We start from the raw sequence: 16,133 nt of genomic DNA on the forward strand, positions 1-16,133 counted from the left end.
CCAACGAACCATTCAGAAATTGACCTGATCGCCGCCCTTGAGCGCCAGCATCTCGCGCGCTTCGGCGGGGGTCGCGATCTCCAGCCCGAGATCCTCAATGAGTTTGCGCACGATCGTCACCTGCTCGGCGTTGCTCCTGGCCAGCCGGCCCTTGCCGGCCCATAGCGAATCCTCTAGGCCGACCCGCACATTGCCGCCCAGCAGCACCGATTGCAGCGCGATCTGCATCTGCATGCGCCCGGCGCCCAGAACCGACCATCGATAGTCGTCACCGAAGAGCCGGTCGGCGGTGCGCTTCATATGGGTGACGTCGTCGGGATGCTGACCGATGCCGCCGAGGATGCCGAACACGCTCTGGATGAAGAAGGGCGGCTTGATCAGCCCGCGATCCACGAAATGCGCGCAGGTGTAGAGGTGGCCGATGTCGTAGCACTCGATCTCGAAGCGCGTGCCGTTGTCGGCGCAGCGCGTCAGGATCGCCTCGATGTCCTCGAAGGTGTTGCGGAAGATGCGGCTCTTCGACCCCTCCAGATACGGCCGCTCCCAGTCATGCGCGAAATCCTTGAAGCGGTTGAGCATGGGGAAAAGGCCGAAATTCATCGTGCCCATGTTCAGCGACGCGACCTCCGGGCGGAAATGCAGCGCGGGCTGAAGCCTTTCCTCGATCGTCATGGTCGAGGCGCCGCCCGTGGTGATGTTCAGCACCGCGTCGACACGCTGCTTGATGACGCCGAGAAAGGAGCGGAACGCCTCCAGCGACTGGTCCGGCTCGCCGCTGTCCGGCTTGCGCGCATGGAGATGGATGACGGCCGCGCCCGCCTCGGCCGCGCCGATCGCCGCGTCCGCGATCTCCTGCGCGGTAATCGGCAGGTGCGGAGACATGGACGGCGTATGGATCGAGCCGGTGACGGCACAGGTGATGATGACTTTGCGCGGCTTGCTCGCCAAGGCGTCCTCCCTCCGGATTCGCCGTCAGGATAATGCGGCTACGCCGCCTGCGCGAGCCTTTCGCCGGCCATGCGGTAGGAAATCGATTCGGCCAGATGCAAGCGGCTGACTGTCTCGGCGCCATCGAGATCGGCGAGCGTGCGCGCCACCTTCAGCACACGGTGATAGGCGCGCGCGGAGAGGCCCAGCCGGTCGCTGGCGTCGCTGAGCAGCGCCATGCCGGCGGCGTCGGGCCGGGCGATATCCTCGACCAGCGCGGTGGGGCAGGCGGCATTGGTCGTTCCCGATACGCCCAGCCGCTCGAACCGCCCCTGTTGGATCGACCGGGCGCGGGCCACGCGCTCCGCCACGGCCGCGCTCGATTCCGAACGGCCCGGCCGGATGAGATCGCCGGCGCTGACGGCGGGCACCTCGATCCGGAGATCGATACGGTCGAGGAACGGGCCGGACAGACGCGCCTGATAGTCCGCCTTGCAGCGCTCTCCGCGCGCGCAGCGATAGCCGGGTTCCCCCGCCATGCCGCAGCGGCAGGGATTCATCGCCGCGACGAGCTGGATGCGCGCCGGATAGGCGATGCGGTGATTGGCCCGCGCAATGACGCATTCGCCGGATTCCAGCGGCTGACGCAGCGAGTCGAGCACCTGCGGCGTGAACTCCGGCAACTCGTCAAGGAAAAGCACCCCATGATGCGCAAGCGACATCTCGCCGGGGCGCACGCGGAGTCCGCCGCCGACCATCGCCGCCATGGAGGCGGAGTGATGCGGCGCGCGGAAGGGACGCCTGTCGGTCAGCCTGCCGCCAGCCAGTTCGCCTGCCATCGAGGCGATCATCGAGACTTCCAGAAGCTCTTTCGGTTGCAGCGGCGGCAGGATCGACGGCAGACGCTGCGCCAGCATGGATTTGCCCGCGCCCGGAGGACCGACCATCAACAGGTTGTGGCCGCCGGCAGCGGCCACCTCCAATGCGCGCCGCGCCGTTTCCTGACCCTTGATGTCGGCGAGGTCGGGCAGGTTCCCGGCCGGCGCCTGCACGGCAGCCGCAGGCCGCGAAAGTACCTGCGTGCCGCGGAAATGGTTGGCCATGGCGATCAGGCTGCGCGGCGCGAGAATATCGACATCGGCACCGGCCCAGGCCGCTTCCGGCCCGCAGCCATGCGGGCAGATCAGGCCCTTGCCCATGGCGTTGGCGCTAATCGCAGCCGGCAGGGCGCCGGCCACAGGCGCGATCATGCCGTCCAGCGACAGCTCGCCGAGAACCACATAGCCGGACAGCGCATCGCCCGGAATGGCGCCAAGAGCGGCCATCAGGCCGAGCGCAATGGGCAGATCGTAGTGGCTGCGTATGCGCCATTGAGGATGTGTATCCGTAGGCAGAGAAACCACTCGCTCTGTTCCCAACCACCGCCACAATAGAGAACGGCGCCTCCGTTGGAGGCGCCGTCCTAACCCTTTGCGGTCATCGGCTTCCCAGCCTGTACCGCTTCGAGATTAAAGCAGATTGCTGCCGTGCAGGCTAGTCTTATAACCCTTTTCCAAATATCCTCGGGGGGTGCGGGGGGCAGACGGCCCCCCGCTTGGCGGGGGCACTGCATTTGATCGCCGTTCAGATCGAGTTCGACGCGGCCTGAGGAGCCATCGTTTCCGGAAAGAGGTGGTGCGAGCCTGTCGGATCGACCGGCAGCTTCGTTCCACGTTAAGAGCGGCCTTGCTTTCTAACTGGCTCGTGGCGACGAACCGCCGGGCGTGCGACGGCAGAGGCAGGTATGCGAAGCCCCGGGCCGCCTTCATCGCTAGCCGCGAGGAACTTCACTCTGCGAGCCTCAAGCGCCGCCTGTACCCGCGCGATGGACTCCTCTGACACACTCTGAGGCTTCTCGATCCGGACAAGCGTACGTTTACTAACGCCTGCCTCTCGGGCGAGGTCCTCGTGAGATATGTCGAGCGCCACTCGGGCGGCGCGCAGTAGTTGGTAAGGAGCCTTCATGGGCTTCTTCTAGCCTTTGCCGCAGCCCGTCTCCAGTCCTAGACGCTGCCTCCGAGAATGTTCGTCAGCCGGCAGAAAAATCGCCGTGGGCGTCTGGACGCCCTCGGTTGGGACGCCTTATGCCTTCGGCCAGAGATGACGAGAATCAAGGATTCGCGCCGGCGGACGGCGCCGCAAGGCGGAGGGGACATCCATGATGAAGTTCAACCCCGGCGAACGAGAACAGGGAGAGCGTTTCGAGTACGAGTTCGGGCGGCTGTCTGCGCTGTTGGCGGACATGACTGCCGTTCGCGGCGGGGTCTCCCCTGAGAATCTTACCGACGGAGAACCTCCGTTCCTCGACGGGTGGGTCATGGCTAACAGGCCGATCCCCTGTCTCGTCGGACTGTCCTCCGGGCATCCGCGTCTCTTCGGCACCAGAAGGCCGATCGCGACCTCGGATCTGTGGCTTATGTCGGCGGACAACTCGTGGGCCCGCTCCCTGTCGCGGTGGTATCGCCTTGGCCGCCCGGCCGGACACGCGGGCAACCATTCGTGATGGACTCGGCGATGGACGACACCTCGCGCGCCTGGCAGGTCTTCAAGCGCCGGGAGAAGGCAGTCCGAGGCGGAGTACGTCTGCCGACCGAGGAAGAACTGCTACGCGGCATGCCCTTCTTCCGGGACGATCTCCGGGAAGACATGCGGGAATATGGCGATCGACTCGCTCGGCGGCTGAGGAAGCGTCACCGTTCCGACCTTCAGCCTGTCGTCGCCTGCCTGGAAGAACTCACTGTAGAACAAAGCCTCGACAGCCTTCTGGCTTTCGCGGCGTCCCTGGATCGTATCAAGGACAAGTCTGGGCTCCCTGTGCGTGCCGCACAGCTGCGATGCCTCATGTATCAGGCTGGTTTCGGTTCAGTCGATGCAGCCGCTGCCATTGCCGGCGAGATGGCGATGCTGGCGATGAAGGACGCTGACACGGGTAGCTACAAGCCGAGGATGCTGTGGCGCGCTTTGGCCTGGTCGGCATTCTCTCGCGACATGGCCGAGCAGCAGCGGTATGCGCGCTACCACTCCAATGCGAGAGGACTGGAGTTCCAGCACGACCTGCAGAGCTACTCCTACCTCTTCAAGAACGCGATCATGCGAGCGAAGCCTGGCGACAAGAATGAGCCGTCTGCTTCGAAACAAGCGCCCTCAGGCACTGAGCGCGAGCAACCGTCACACCCCGGTGAGGTACCGTCCGACGGCAGGATCATCGTGTTGCGGGAGGTTGGCAATGCATCTTCCAAGGGTCACGACGTTGCCAAGGCGTTCGAGAAAATTGCTGGTCGCCCGCTGCCTGTCCCGGCGCTACCGGACCTCGCTGGTGTCCGGGCAATCCTTGCCGCGGAGTTTCCTTACGCCACGTCTCTCGTCGACCAGCTTCGAATGGGCCTCATCGGACGCAGCTATTTGCATATGCGCCCGACGATCTTCCTCGGGCCACCCGGCTGCGGGAAGTCCCGCTTCGCGCGAAGGCTCGCCGAAGAACTCCGCGCTCCCTACGAGCTGATCCCGTGCGGGGGCATGAGCGACAGCGCGCTCGGCGGAGCGGCACGGCGTTGGTCAACCGGGGAACCCAGCCTACCCATGCTTGCCGTGCGGCGACACGAGTGTGCCGGCCCCGTCATCATCCTCGATGAGATCGAGAAGGTTGGGACGGGACGCAATAACGGCAATCCACATGACGTGCTGCTGGGCCTGCTCGAGCAGGAAACTTCAAGCCGGTGGCATGATCCATACATCCAGGCGAGTTGCGACCTGTCCCACCTGACCTGGCTGATGACCGCAAACGACGTGTCAACAATGTCCCCGATCCTGCGGGATCGTTGCCGGGTCCTTCGCTTCCCCGAGCCTGGCCCCGAGCATCTGCCAAGCCTCGCGATCCGCATCATGGAGCGGCTTTACGTCGAACGGGGCCAAAGTCCGCGCTGGGCGACCGCGCTGGAAGGATTCGAGCTCGACGCGGCCGCCTCGGCGTGGGGCGGCGGTTCCATCCGGACACTCGAGCGCATCGTTGAGCAGCTTGTCGAGGCGAGGGAACGCGAGAGGCCGCTGCAATGATGGCCGGGCGGACAGCTGCAGCCTGCGCACCCCGGCCGCTCGATTCCTTCTGTCCGCCGTCACACCGAGGAAAGGAAGCCGCATGACCGCCCGTCCGAAGCACCAGGCCCACAGGCCGGCACGCAGCGAGTCCCTGGTCAGGCGGCTGGCGATCCATGAGGCCAGCCACGCGGTGACCCGTCTCTGCCTCGCCCTCGACACTGTCACCGAAATTACCATCGAGGCGCCGCATGGCGGTTACGTCAACGCTCGCACCGACGTGTACCCCGAGAACACGAGCAAGGTTCTCTCGGCCCACCTTTGCCTGATGCTCACAGGTCGAGCCGGGGAAGAGGTGTTCCTCGAGAGCGTCGGCGCCAACAACAATGGCGAGTCGGTCGGAAGCGACATCGAGGTCGCCACGAAGCTTGCCTACGACATGGAGACGTCGATGGGGGTGGGGCAGAAGATGCCGCTGCTCTTCCGTCGCTGCAAGGATTGGGCACATCATCTGGCCACTAACGCCGAACTCGCCGCGGATGTGAACAGGCGCCTGGAGAACGCCTACGAGGAGGCACTGAGCCTCGTCAGGAAGCAGGCTGCGGCCATCGACTACGTTTACGGCGAGCTGATCCAGCACGGCACCTTGACGGGGCCCACGCTCGAGGCAGTTCTGGGCGAGGCCAGAAAGCTGATCGAGCCGTGAGAATCTGGGTACTTTCAGATCTGCACCTGGAAGTCGCCGATCTCACCGAGCCGCTCGAGCCGCCGGACGCTGATGTCTGCGTCATGGCCGGGGACCTGTGCCGCGGCATCGACAACGGTGTTCGCTGGTTGGCCGAACACATCGCCCCCGCCATGCCGTGCGTCTACGTGGCAGGGAACCACGAGTTCTATAAAGGGTCGATCAAGGAGGGACTCCAGGCTGGCCGCGCTGCGGCGAGCGAGACCACCGGCGTCCATTTCCTTGAGAACGATGCCATCACCCTCGGCGGAGTGCGATTCCTTGGGGCCACCCTGTGGACCGACTTCCGGCTCGACGGCGCCCCGGAATCTGCCATGGACCATGCGCGCCGAAGGATGAACGACTATCGCCAGATTGCCTGGCAGAAGATTCCTTGGCAGCGGTTCCTCCCCGTTCACGCACTGCGGCTGCACCAGGATTCGAAGGCCTTTCTGGCACGGGATTTGGCATCGAATCCCTTACCGACGGTCGTGGTGACGCATCATCTGCCGCACCCGCGTTCAGTGCCGGAACGCTTCCGCGGGGACCCGACGACCGCCGCGTATGCGTCCGATCTGTCACGCCTCATCGAGGAAGGCGCACCCGGCCTTTGGGTACACGGCCATGCGCACAACAGCTGCGACTATGTCGTCGGGACTACCCGGATCAACTCGAATCCTAAAGGATACGCGGACGAGAACGCCGCGTTCGCCCGAAAGTTGGTCGTTCAGATCGGGCTTTAGGCGGGGCTGTCTCGAAGCCCCGCTACGAGCGTCTGGAGAGTGCCCCCATTTCGGGCGTTCAGGCAGCCTTGCTCACTCCCGAAAACGGACGACGCGGCCTAACCGGTGGGGATTGTCTCGAACGACCATGCCATCATCCGCACTGTCTGGCCTGCTGCCGGTTTCGTGGACACCGAGATAAGGTGTTTGACGGAACTGGAGAGTGGGAATGCAGAGAAGGAAGTTCAGCCGCGAGTTCAAACTTGAGGCGGTGAGGTTGGTGAAGGATCGAGGCGTTGCTGTTGCGCAGGCTGCCCGTGATCTGGATCTCCACGAGAACGTGCTGCGCAAGTGGGTCAGGGAGTTCGCTGCCGATCGACAGCATGCGTTTCCCGGCCATGGTCAGATGAAGCCAGAGCAGCAGGAGATCGACCGGCTGCGCAAGGAAGTGGCGAAGCTGAAGGCGGAACGCGACATCCTAAAAAAGGCCGCAGCCTACTTCGCGAGGGAAGCGATATGAGATTCGCCTTCATCGCGAAGCACCGTTCGATCTGGCCGGTGGCATGGCTGTGCAGTGCGCTGGACGTCTCCCGCTCGGGCTTCCATGCCTGGCTCAACCGCAGCCCCAGCGCCCGGTCGCGGCGCGACGAGGTGCTCATTCCCCGGATCGACCGCAGCTTCAAGAGCAGCGACCGAACCTATGGCGCCCGTCGTGTCTGGCATGACGTGCTGGCCGAAGGCTTCTCCTGCGGCCTTCATCGTGTCGAAAGGCTCATGCGGGAGAACGGGCTGCGTGCTCGGCCCCGACGCCGTGGATTGCCGAAGGATACGGGCGAGCGAGCCTCCGTGTCGGACAACCTGCTTGACCGCGCATTCGAGGCATCGGCGCCGAACCAGAAGTGGATCGCCGACTTCACCTACATCTGGACCGCCGAGGGATGGCTCTACGTTGCCGCCGTCGTCGACCTGTTCTCCCGCCGTGTCGTGGGTTGGGCGATGAAGGCAGAGATGACGGCCCAGCTCGTGACCGACGCCCTCATCATGGCGATCTGGCGCCGAGGCAAACCCGACAGCCTGCTCCATCACTCGGACCAGGGATCGCAATATACAAGCGAGCAGTTCCAGCGCCTGATGGCCGACCATGGCATCACCTGTTCGATGAGCCGGTCGGGCAACGTCTGGGACAATGCCGCGATGGAGAGCTTCTTCTCGTCGCTGAAAACCGAGCGGACAGCCCGCAAGGTCTACAGGAAAAGGGACGACGCAAGGGCAGATGTGTTCGATTACATCGAGCGCTTCTACAACCCCCGACGGAGGCACTCGACACTGGGCTACCTGAGTCCTGTCGAGTTCGAGGAGAAAGCTATGTTAGCTTAACCTCGTGTCCGAAAAACCGGCAGCAGGCCAAAGCTCCCGGTCCTTATCCTGCGTCCACCTAACCATCCTGCGGCACTCGGGGCAAAAGTGCCAATGCGGGAAGCGCATAACTGCGACCGATTCCGTCGGCGTCTTCAGCTGGCGTGGCCTAAGCCAATCTGTGAGCGAGCCAACCTCGATTTTCTGGAGATTATAGCCTTTCGCCCAACTACCCGTGCCGCGAACAAAGAATGACTGCCCGTCGATCTCGCAAAGCGATCCAATGCCAAAGGGGCTTATGAGCTGCGCGCTACGAATTGTTGGCTTAGGCAATTCCCATGTCCTCCAGCGTGATTTCCTTGTCGACGTGTCGCATCGATTGCAGCGTGTGCCAGCCTGCCCCGTCGATCTTCTTGTTCCCGTAGCGCACGAGTAGGTGAGGACGCTGTTGTCCGCTGGCGAAGGTGTACTGCAGCCCCTCAATGGAGTGAGCCCACCCAGCCCACTCGGATACCTTCTCGGCCAGCTTCGCCGAAATGCGTTTTCGCTCTTCTGCTTCGTTCGGTGCGTCGTAGGCTTTCAACAGGCGCTTTTCGAGATGATCGATGGCTACGGCGACCAAGGGCTCGGCCGGATTAAATTTCCCTGCAGCCGAGTTTCGCCTCAACTTCGTTCTATGTCGCACTACGGTTACCAGCGCGGCGTGCAGCCCCCTCTCTATCGCGGGCAAAGCCCCAGGGGTCACGCTTGTCGGCTCGACGAAGCTGTAAAAGCGCTCGTGGTAGTCGCGAAAGGACTCGTAGTGCGAACGGTCCCTCGGCTTGCTGGGGGAATAGGCGGCCACTACGAGACCGGGAACCGTGCCGCGCCCGACACGGCTCGTTGCCTGGATGTACTCGGCGCTTAGCTTGGGCTGACCGTTCACCATCATCATGCCAAGGCGATCGATGTCGACCCCGACGGAGATGATATTGGTACACGGCACCACGTCGATTGCGGGCTGGTCTGGCCTATGGCGCCGCGCCAGCAATTGCCTAGCTCTCGGAACGGGCGTTTCCGCGTGGGCCTTCAACTCGAGGATTTGGAAATTGGACGGCCGCTCCACCGTCTCGTCCGACGCGTACACCTTCATGCGGGTCGGGATCTCGTCTCGCGTCGCGTTGACGATGCGACCAAGTTCTCGCTTGCTGTTGTGATAGGCGACGAGCGTCCAGTATCCATCTGCTTCGTCTGAAGTGAGCTGACCTTTATCAACGAGTTCGAACGATGACTGGAGAAGGGTTGCCATGGTCCAGGAGGCAGCCACCGTTGATCGTAGCCCCTGCGCCATGACACCCGCGTACAGCCTGGATCTTTCCTTGTTGCCTGAATCGAGTTTCGAGAAAAAGGAATCCTCCGCGCGCAACCCGGGCGATGGGAATACCATCGAGGGCCTACCGTAGATCCTGCGGCACTGGACCGACGCGTTCCTGATGGTCGCCGTGGAAGCAATCACTTTAGGGGTCTTTCCACCTGCCGCCATCAAGGTTTCGAAAGCCGCCTCGTAAATGCCTGCCAAGGTGCCCAGCGGACCCGAGATCAGGTGCAGCTCGTCCTGAATAACGAGCGAGGGCGACGACCAACCCGTCCCGAGTCCTAGCAAGGTTCCGCCGTTTTCCTTCCAGGGGATCATCGCGAACTTGTCGATGGTCCCCAGCAGGAACGACGGGGGCGCGCGAAACAACTGTTCGTCTATGAAATAGACGGGAAGGCGTTCGTGAAAGGCGCAATCGTCCTCCGGGCACCGCGTCGTGAAACTGTTTGCGGTTGCCAAGAAACCGTAGAAGGACTCGTCTGGGGTGCCGTCCGGCCTCGCCTTCTTCTCCTCCGGGACAAGCAGTGTTCCACACGATGGGCAGCTCTCGATAGGAAAGGGATTGGCATCACGGGGCTGGCTAGAATCGAGTAGCTCCTGCGTCGGCGTGAGAGCTCCATCCTTGTCGCCCGCGAAGGAATTGGGGCTAACGTCGCCTCCAACGAACAAGCCGATCGAGAATTCCTCCTCGCCAACTGACGGATCGCCGGCTTGTCTCAATTCCCGCCTGATCATCTCCATAGCGCAGATTACGCCGGCAGTGCGCTGGAACTGGTCAGCGGTCAGGAATCGGTAAGTGTAGCGGTTTATAACCCCCGTCCCGCCACCGGATTTCCCATCGACGATCCGCCTCCGGAAGAGTTCGAACGCTGAGACGAACAGGTATGCCTCGGTCTTACCACCACCCGTCGCGAACCATATGACGTCCACAAGTTCCCGGTCGGTGAGCTCCTCGCCCGCGAGAGAAGGGAGCACGAGGAGGAAAAAGGCCAGCTGGAACGGACGCCATTGCGCGGGGTTGGCAAAATATTCAATCGGGCCCGTCTCGGCCTTTCCAAGCTCGAAAGGCCCCTGCAGCCCGTCCTCGCGGCCACGGCCCGAAGCACGTGCCGCGTGTGACATGGACATTAGCATTGCGCGGTTGGCGAGCTTGAAGCAGCGGGCGATATCAGCATCGCGTTCCAGGATGTCGATGCCTTGCTTCATTCGCGCTGCACTGCGCTCGCACCGTCCTATCATCCTCGAGGCGTCATCCTCCAGATCGCCATCAACCGGTATCGCGGATTGGGAAGCTATCCACTCCTCATAGAACTCGACTAGGTCCCTGAGGCGGCCGATCAACTCGGGGCCGGCCAGATCTCCACTGGCCAAAGAGGCAATTTTGAACAACTCGTCGTCATCAAAGGTGACCTGTTCGCCGTCTCTCGTGATTGAGAGATTATCGAACACCGGTCGCCATACGTGGGCTGTGGGAAGCGCCTCGGTTTTTACCCATTGGCAGCGACCCTTCTCGAGTTTCCAGTCGGTGGCAACACCGTGGCCGACGGCGTAAGGACGTTGCTCGCCGTATATGACGCGGAGTTCCCGCTCCTCATCGGAAGGGGGGACGTACCGCGCGGCGGGATACTTGAGGATTTGCCCATCAACGGGTTCGGCGCAAATCGACACTTGGTAAAGCGTATCCTCGCTAGCTCTCGCGTTCTTCGCCTCGCGAATGTTGGACAAGCTCACCGTCAGGAGGATTTCGCCAGTCGACAGTCTTCGAGAAAGTACCTCTAATGTCGCATGGTTCTCTAGGACTAGGCTTGCGTCCGATCCGTCTGCGCCAACGTGCTTGGTTGACGACTCCAACTGGCGGCGCTGCCACCGCGCCGTCGCCCTGTTTCGTCCCTTCGCGGCCTTCTTCTCGTTCGCGACCGGGCGGGCATCGGAATTGGTCGTCGTCCCCTCTGCCGAACCGGATTTCGAAACATCCCCATTGGCGAAAAAGGGTTCTTCAATTGCCGTGCCAGACTCGACCGGGACATAGATGGCTGCCTCGACTGTGACCTTCACGGTGCCGCCAGATGAAATACAAAGCGACATACCCATGGAGGCCGGGAGCATTGCGTTGGACATGCTGAGCGGGTCTTCGGCATCTTCGTCGGCAGCGTCCTCGGCCTCATCGCCACCAAGGTCGGGAGCGGCCCGTGCGGCGCGAGGAAAGAGCATTCCCTGCATGTAGGCCAAGCTCATGCGGCCTTCGATGATCTCGTCATCATGACTCCCGCTTGGCCCGGGTTTCCCTAGGCCGGGACCGATCAACCTATTTCGAGTTTCCCCGAGGATCTTCTCCCTGCCAAGCATTTGGATCTCCTTGCCCCCTAGTTTGCGAAGCGCTTCTTGCCGTCAGTTCAGCCACGGAGCCACGCGTTGTCACGAGCGCTAAGACATGGTTCGCTCGCGAGATTGCCTTGTAGGCGCTGGACGCAAACCCGTGCTCTCCGCCCAACCCGGCCACGCAGACTAGTGGTCGCTCCAAACCCTTGAAGTCTTCGATTGTCGCTATCAGGACACAGTCCCGCGGCTTGCCGCCTAAGGCACGTTGGCTCAAAGCTTCTGACCGCACATTGTTGGCAGAGAGAAGCTCGATGGCTTTCTCGATGTCTCTTTTACTCGGCACCAGCATGGCGATCGAATTTCGCGGCAGTTGATTGTCGTCGCTCAACCACTTTCGAACCGCCGACGCCGCCCGGGGGAGAACTTCGCTCTCCATCTGGACCAGTTGGAGGTCGACGACGCCGCTATCGGCCTTGCTACTCGGCTTGCCAACATCTGCGCCCGCCAAGTTTTTGATGGCCTCGACGATCTTTCCCGCATTGCGGATGTTGTTCTTCAGGTTCGACACCACGCCCTGGGACTTCAAGTAGTCGAAGCAATCGTGGTCCAATGGAAAGCTGGGAGATACCTGATAGTTGGGGTCGCCGAACCACCGCCAGCGTCCATTCTCCCACCCCCCCGCCACCACCTTGTCGATCAGGTCGATGCATTCGAGTGAACAAAGGTCCTGCCCCTCATCGACGATCAGGACATCCCAGATTGCCTCTTTCTCGACGTACCTGGGAATTTCGTCGAAGGCTGCGATCGTAACTCCGTCGGGGAAGCCCTGATTCCCCAGGAAGCTGGCAAGGTAATTGCTCCGGGTTAGAAACAGAACGGAACGCCCCTCCGCCGCCTCGTAACGAGCACATGCAGCGGCAACGAAGGTTTTTCCAGTACCCGCACCACCCGCAACGAGGATCCGCTCATTTTCGGAAATCGCATCAAATTTCTCGTATTGCTCGGTAGTGAACTGGTAGAGCCTCTGCTCGACCTCGCGGAGCTGGCTATTTAGCGAGGGGACACGTTCGAAGTTCGGCCGCAAGGAATCCGATATTGCTTTCACCAATTCGGGGGGGAGCTCGACCGACTTCTTCTGCTTCGATGCCCAGTGGTCATAGGTCCTCGCCAAGAACGTCTTGAAAGTGTTGTGGCCCTTGCAATCTTCTTCGTAGGCGGTGATCTCGTCTGGATGCTCAGGCAAGAGCGTCGCGCCATCGCTGGCAAGGCGCGGGATATCAGTGAAAACAACTGCCCAGCCCCTGGGGACGCCATTCAGTTCCCGGTAGAACTTGGGATAGAGATAGTTTTTCTCTAGGGAAAAGTATGCGGATTTCGCTTGCTCTGCCGGACCTTCTTTCTTCCGGTTAATTTCGTTCTTTCGGTTTGTAAACTCCCAGATCCCGTCCTTGCAGGCAACGCGCCCCCCCTTGACTTCGAGGAGCAGAATTCCACGCCGTCCAACCAGGAAGAAATCGGCCTCTCCCCACCGCTTGTACTCGTGGTGGCCAATGTTGAGGGAATGGAGGGCTACGTCGTAGGAACTGAACCCCACTTCGGCCAGATATCCGAACACCCTCCTTTCCGCGACGGAGTCGCAGTCTAAGATTTGCGCAGGAATCAGTCTCATGCCCCGCCCCGGGATGCTTTCCAGTCGCCTGTTTCAATGGCGAACTTGGACAAAGGACTGGTAGCCTGACCAAAGTTACTATGCAATGTCGAGTTCGCCGATTGCATCCCCAAAGAGCCCCTTGTCTTGAGCTGAGCCAAGTACCCTCCGGTCAAACGAATCCTAAATCCAAAACCCGTCGGTCTGCCACCGGCCCCCTAGCGGTCGGCGAATAGTTCATTTGCTTCCGGCGAAGCAGGCCGAGTGACGACCTCAAGTACTCCGTCCGGCAGTGGTCGCTGCAGCGCCTTCGCGTCGTTCCAGGGCGCGGTCAGCCAGTGCTCCACCTCGTCGGGTGTTGTCAGCAGAACTGGCATGGCCTTGCTATGGACCGCGCCGACGACGTCGTTCGGCTCAGTTGTCAGGAAAGCGAACAGGTCGTCCTTCGTCAGGCCGTCCTTCACCTTCCGGACGCTCTCCCATCCTGGCACCCACAGCCCAGCGAAGAACTTCAGTGGACGCGTGGCGTCGAGTGCGAACCAGGCATTCGGCGTCGGGCCACCGTCGACCTTGCTGGCCGGATCGGGTTCGGCGAAGGAGGTGACGGGAACCACGCACCTGTGCTCGACGCCGAGCCACCGTCCCCAATGGCGTGAGGATGTGTTACGGACGTTCGTGGTGCCCTTGTCCGGCTCCATGCGCAGCAGCTCCTTGAAGTCGAACGGAGTGCCTTTCGCCTTCAGCTTGTCTGCACGCTTCTGCGTTGCCTGCATCAGCGCGAAGGACGATGACGGCAGGCCCCATCGCGTCCGGACCGCCTCGCGCCGCCCGGACAGCCCATTGCGGATGATTGGCGCCGTGCGGTCGGGCCACACATCGATGGACGGCTCGAGGTTTCCGAGCAGATCGTCGAAGGAACTGGCCAGCGCGCGGAGCGCCTCCTGGTTCGTCGAAATGTTATAGAGGTTGCACATGGTCCGCGAGACTAGCCTCGCATCCGGCGTTGGCAAGGAGGCGCCGCCATCGGACTAGCGGAAGTTCTTTGCGCGGACCCGCAGCCGATCGATGTGCAGGTCCGGAATGTAGATGTCCCTCGGCTTGGCAGCGCCGCGAGGGTGGGGCGTAGGACTCCCGTGATGGAACTCGTCGCCGCGGCCGCGCGGGAGGGGGAACGGTGCGTCGCGCCTTCCAATCCCCGCCAGCGCTTCCGACATGTCCGTCAGGTGGTGGGCGACGAGATGCACGACTTCGCCCTCGCGCTGGATGCGTCCACGCACCGCGAACATTGTCGAACCTAGGACCACGCGTCGGAACTTCTCGAACATCTTCGGCCACACCACGAGGTTCGCGATTCCAGTCTCGTCCTCGATCGTGATGAACATGACGCCCTTGGCGCTGGCCGGCCGCTGCCGGACGAGGACGAGTCCTGCAGCCTCCAGCCAGCGGCCGTCGCGCGCGCATCGTTTCCAGGCAGGTTACGATGAGGCGCCGGGTAAGATCGGTCCTCAGAAAGGATACGGGATGCTGGCGCAGAGACAGCCCGGTGTGGCCGTAGTCGGAGCCGACCTCGCTGCCGTCGCTCATCCGGCGTAGCATCGTAGCAGGCTCTACCTGTTCCGGAACGGTCTCCTGCTCGCGCGCGGAGGCGGCCGCGAACAGCGGCAGAGGCTCGTCCCGAAGTCCCTTGATGGCCCAGAGCGCCTCGCGCCGCGACATGCCGAAAGAGTGCCGGAAGGCGTCCGCCTCCGCGAGTTGCTCCAGGACGTGGGACGGGACGCCAGCCCGCCGCCACATATCGTCGATGGAGGAAAAGGATTCGTCGCCGCGAACGGCCGCGATGCGGGCGGCGTGGCCATTCGCGAGTCCTTTGACCATGCGCATGCCCAGCCGGACGGCGAAGCGGCCGTCGTCCATTTCCTCGAGGGTGCAGTCCCAGCGGGAGGCGTTGACGCACACCGGACGGACCTCGACGCCGTGCTCGATGGCATCGCGGACGATCTGGGCAGGTGCGTAGAAGCCCATGGGCTGCGAGTTGAGCAGAGCTGCGCAGAACACGTCGGGATGCCAGCATTTGAGCCAGGCCGAGGCGTATGCGATCAGGGCAAAGGATGCCGCGTGGCTTTCCGGGAACCCGTAGGAGCCGAATCCTTCCAACTGGGAAAAGGTCTTCTCGGCGAAGTCGCGATCGTAGCCGCGCTCGACCATGCCCTCGATCAGCTTGTCCTTGAAACGGCTCACCCCGCCGGTGAACTTGAAGGTGGCCATCGACTTGCGCAGCATGTCGGCTTCGCCGGGTGTGAATCCGGCACACTCGATGGCGACACGCATGGCCTGTTCCTGGAAGAGTGGCACGCCGAGCGTCTTGCCCAGCACCTTCTCCAGTTCCGGCTTCGGAAAGACCACCGGCTCACGGCCTTCGCGGCGGCGGAGATAGGGATGGACCATGTCGCCCTGGATTGGCCCCGGCCGGACAATGGCGACCTGCACGACGAGGTCGTAGTAGGTGCGCGGCTTCAGCCGGGACAGCATCGACATCTGCGCCCGGGATTCGATCTGGAATGTGCCGAGCGTGTCCGCCTTCCCGGCACAGCCGGGAATAGGCGGTGCGGTCCGTCGGGTAGACCAGGATCGACATGCCGTCGGAGAGGTCGAGCCGGCAGCCCACGACCAGTCGAATCCCTGTCGCCTTCGCCGCCTCATGCGCACACACTTTCCCCCAAGGGAGTTCCGGTCGACGATGCTCAACGCCGCGATCCCGCATGCGTGAGCCTGGGCGAACAGTTCCTCCGCCGACGAGGCGCCACGAAGGAAGCTGAAATGAGAGGTGACCTGAAGCTCCGCATAGCGCAATGCAATGGACTCCTGCTCTGCCGGCGTATGTTCTTAGTTTGTTCTGTGGACGGTGTCGATTCTCCCCGTCCATGGCCGGAAGGGGGTGGATTCCTGCCCGTCCGGTTCTGAGCGGTGGAGTCGGAAAAGCGGCCATTCTGGTGGCCGCCCCACTTCGACCGC

Annotated in this window: 9 protein-coding genes and 2 pseudogenes; 5 read left to right on the forward strand and 6 right to left on the reverse strand. The window is 62.5% G+C overall.

Annotated features, from left to right (window positions below; genetic code table 11):
* Positions 1–12 precede the first annotated feature (12 nt).
* Positions 13–882, reverse strand: coding sequence for a 3-keto-5-aminohexanoate cleavage protein (locus M9955_08050; protein MCO5081598.1), 870 nt, complete (start codon positions 880–882; stop codon positions 13–15).
* A gap of 104 nt (positions 883–986) precedes the next feature.
* Positions 987–2,285 (reverse strand): annotated as a pseudogene (locus tag M9955_08055) (YifB family Mg chelatase-like AAA ATPase).
* 839 nt (positions 2,286–3,124) lie between these two features.
* On the opposite strand from M9955_08055, the gene M9955_08060 reads away from it, so the two are divergent.
* The 5 genes from M9955_08060 (at position 3,125) to M9955_08080 (ending at position 7,821) form a co-directional block, all read left to right on the forward strand.
* Complete coding sequence (locus M9955_08060; GenBank protein ID MCO5081599.1) at positions 3,125–3,469, forward strand: hypothetical protein; 345 nt, start codon at positions 3,125–3,127, stop codon at positions 3,467–3,469.
* Between the two features lie 11 nt (positions 3,470–3,480).
* Positions 3,481–5,019 (forward strand): AAA family ATPase, encoded by a 1,539-nt coding sequence (locus M9955_08065; protein MCO5081600.1) that lies wholly within the window; start codon positions 3,481–3,483, stop codon positions 5,017–5,019.
* A gap of 82 nt (positions 5,020–5,101) precedes the next feature.
* Positions 5,102–5,704, forward strand: a complete 603-nt coding sequence (locus M9955_08070; protein MCO5081601.1) for a hypothetical protein — start codon at positions 5,102–5,104, stop codon at positions 5,702–5,704.
* Positions 5,701–6,465: a metallophosphoesterase gene (locus M9955_08075; protein ID MCO5081602.1), complete on the forward strand. Its 765-nt coding sequence runs from the start codon at positions 5,701–5,703 to the stop codon at positions 6,463–6,465. Before M9955_08070 ends, M9955_08075 begins: the two co-directional genes overlap by 4 nt.
* 208 nt (positions 6,466–6,673) lie before the next feature.
* Positions 6,674–7,821, forward strand: a protein-coding gene (locus M9955_08080) for an IS3 family transposase (GenBank protein MCO5081603.1) whose coding sequence is annotated in 2 segments (ribosomal slippage) — positions 6,674–6,923 and positions 6,923–7,821 — 1,149 coding nt in all. Because the reading frame shifts where the segments join, the coding sequence is not laid out codon by codon here.
* A 304-nt stretch (positions 7,822–8,125) separates the two neighbouring features.
* Here M9955_08080 and M9955_08085 read toward each other — a convergent pair.
* From M9955_08085 to M9955_08100, 4 genes and pseudogenes are all read right to left on the reverse strand, one after another.
* On the reverse strand, positions 8,126–11,500 hold the full coding sequence (locus M9955_08085; GenBank protein ID MCO5081604.1) for a hypothetical protein: 3,375 nt from the start codon (positions 11,498–11,500) through the stop codon (positions 8,126–8,128).
* The gene (locus tag M9955_08090) at positions 11,460–13,142 is read right to left on the reverse strand and encodes an NERD domain-containing protein/DEAD/DEAH box helicase (GenBank protein MCO5081605.1); all 1,683 of its coding nucleotides are present in this window, start codon (positions 13,140–13,142) and stop codon (positions 11,460–11,462) included. The genes M9955_08085 and M9955_08090 overlap by 41 nt, the downstream gene beginning before the upstream one ends.
* Positions 13,143–13,339: 197 nt before the next feature.
* Complete coding sequence (locus tag M9955_08095; protein ID MCO5081606.1) at positions 13,340–14,095, reverse strand: SOS response-associated peptidase; 756 nt, start codon at positions 14,093–14,095, stop codon at positions 13,340–13,342.
* 54 nt (positions 14,096–14,149) lie between these two features.
* Positions 14,150–15,719 (reverse strand): annotated as a pseudogene (locus M9955_08100) (OB-fold nucleic acid binding domain-containing protein).
* Positions 15,720–16,133 lie beyond the last annotated feature (414 nt).

The sequence above is a fragment of the Rhizobiaceae bacterium genome (genome assembly GCA_023953845.1).
GTDB lineage: Bacteria > Pseudomonadota > Alphaproteobacteria > Rhizobiales > Rhizobiaceae > Arvimicrobium.

Bases quoted from the DNA above. Each gene is read 5' to 3' on its own strand.
- M9955_08095 (MCO5081606.1), bottom strand. From the start codon at position 14,095: ATGTGCAACCTCTATAACATTTCGACGAACCAGGAGGCGCTCCGCGCG.
- M9955_08090 (MCO5081605.1), bottom strand. From the start codon at position 13,142: ATGAGACTGATTCCTGCGCAAATCTTAGACTGCGACTCCGTCGCGGAA.
- M9955_08070 (MCO5081601.1), top strand. From the start codon at position 5,102: ATGACCGCCCGTCCGAAGCACCAGGCCCACAGGCCGGCACGCAGCGAG.
- M9955_08050 (MCO5081598.1), bottom strand. From the start codon at position 882: ATGTCTCCGCACCTGCCGATTACCGCGCAGGAGATCGCGGACGCGGCG.
- M9955_08085 (MCO5081604.1), bottom strand. From the start codon at position 11,500: ATGCTTGGCAGGGAGAAGATCCTCGGGGAAACTCGAAATAGGTTGATC.
- M9955_08065 (MCO5081600.1), top strand. From the start codon at position 3,481: ATGGACGACACCTCGCGCGCCTGGCAGGTCTTCAAGCGCCGGGAGAAG.
- M9955_08060 (MCO5081599.1), top strand. From the start codon at position 3,125: ATGATGAAGTTCAACCCCGGCGAACGAGAACAGGGAGAGCGTTTCGAG.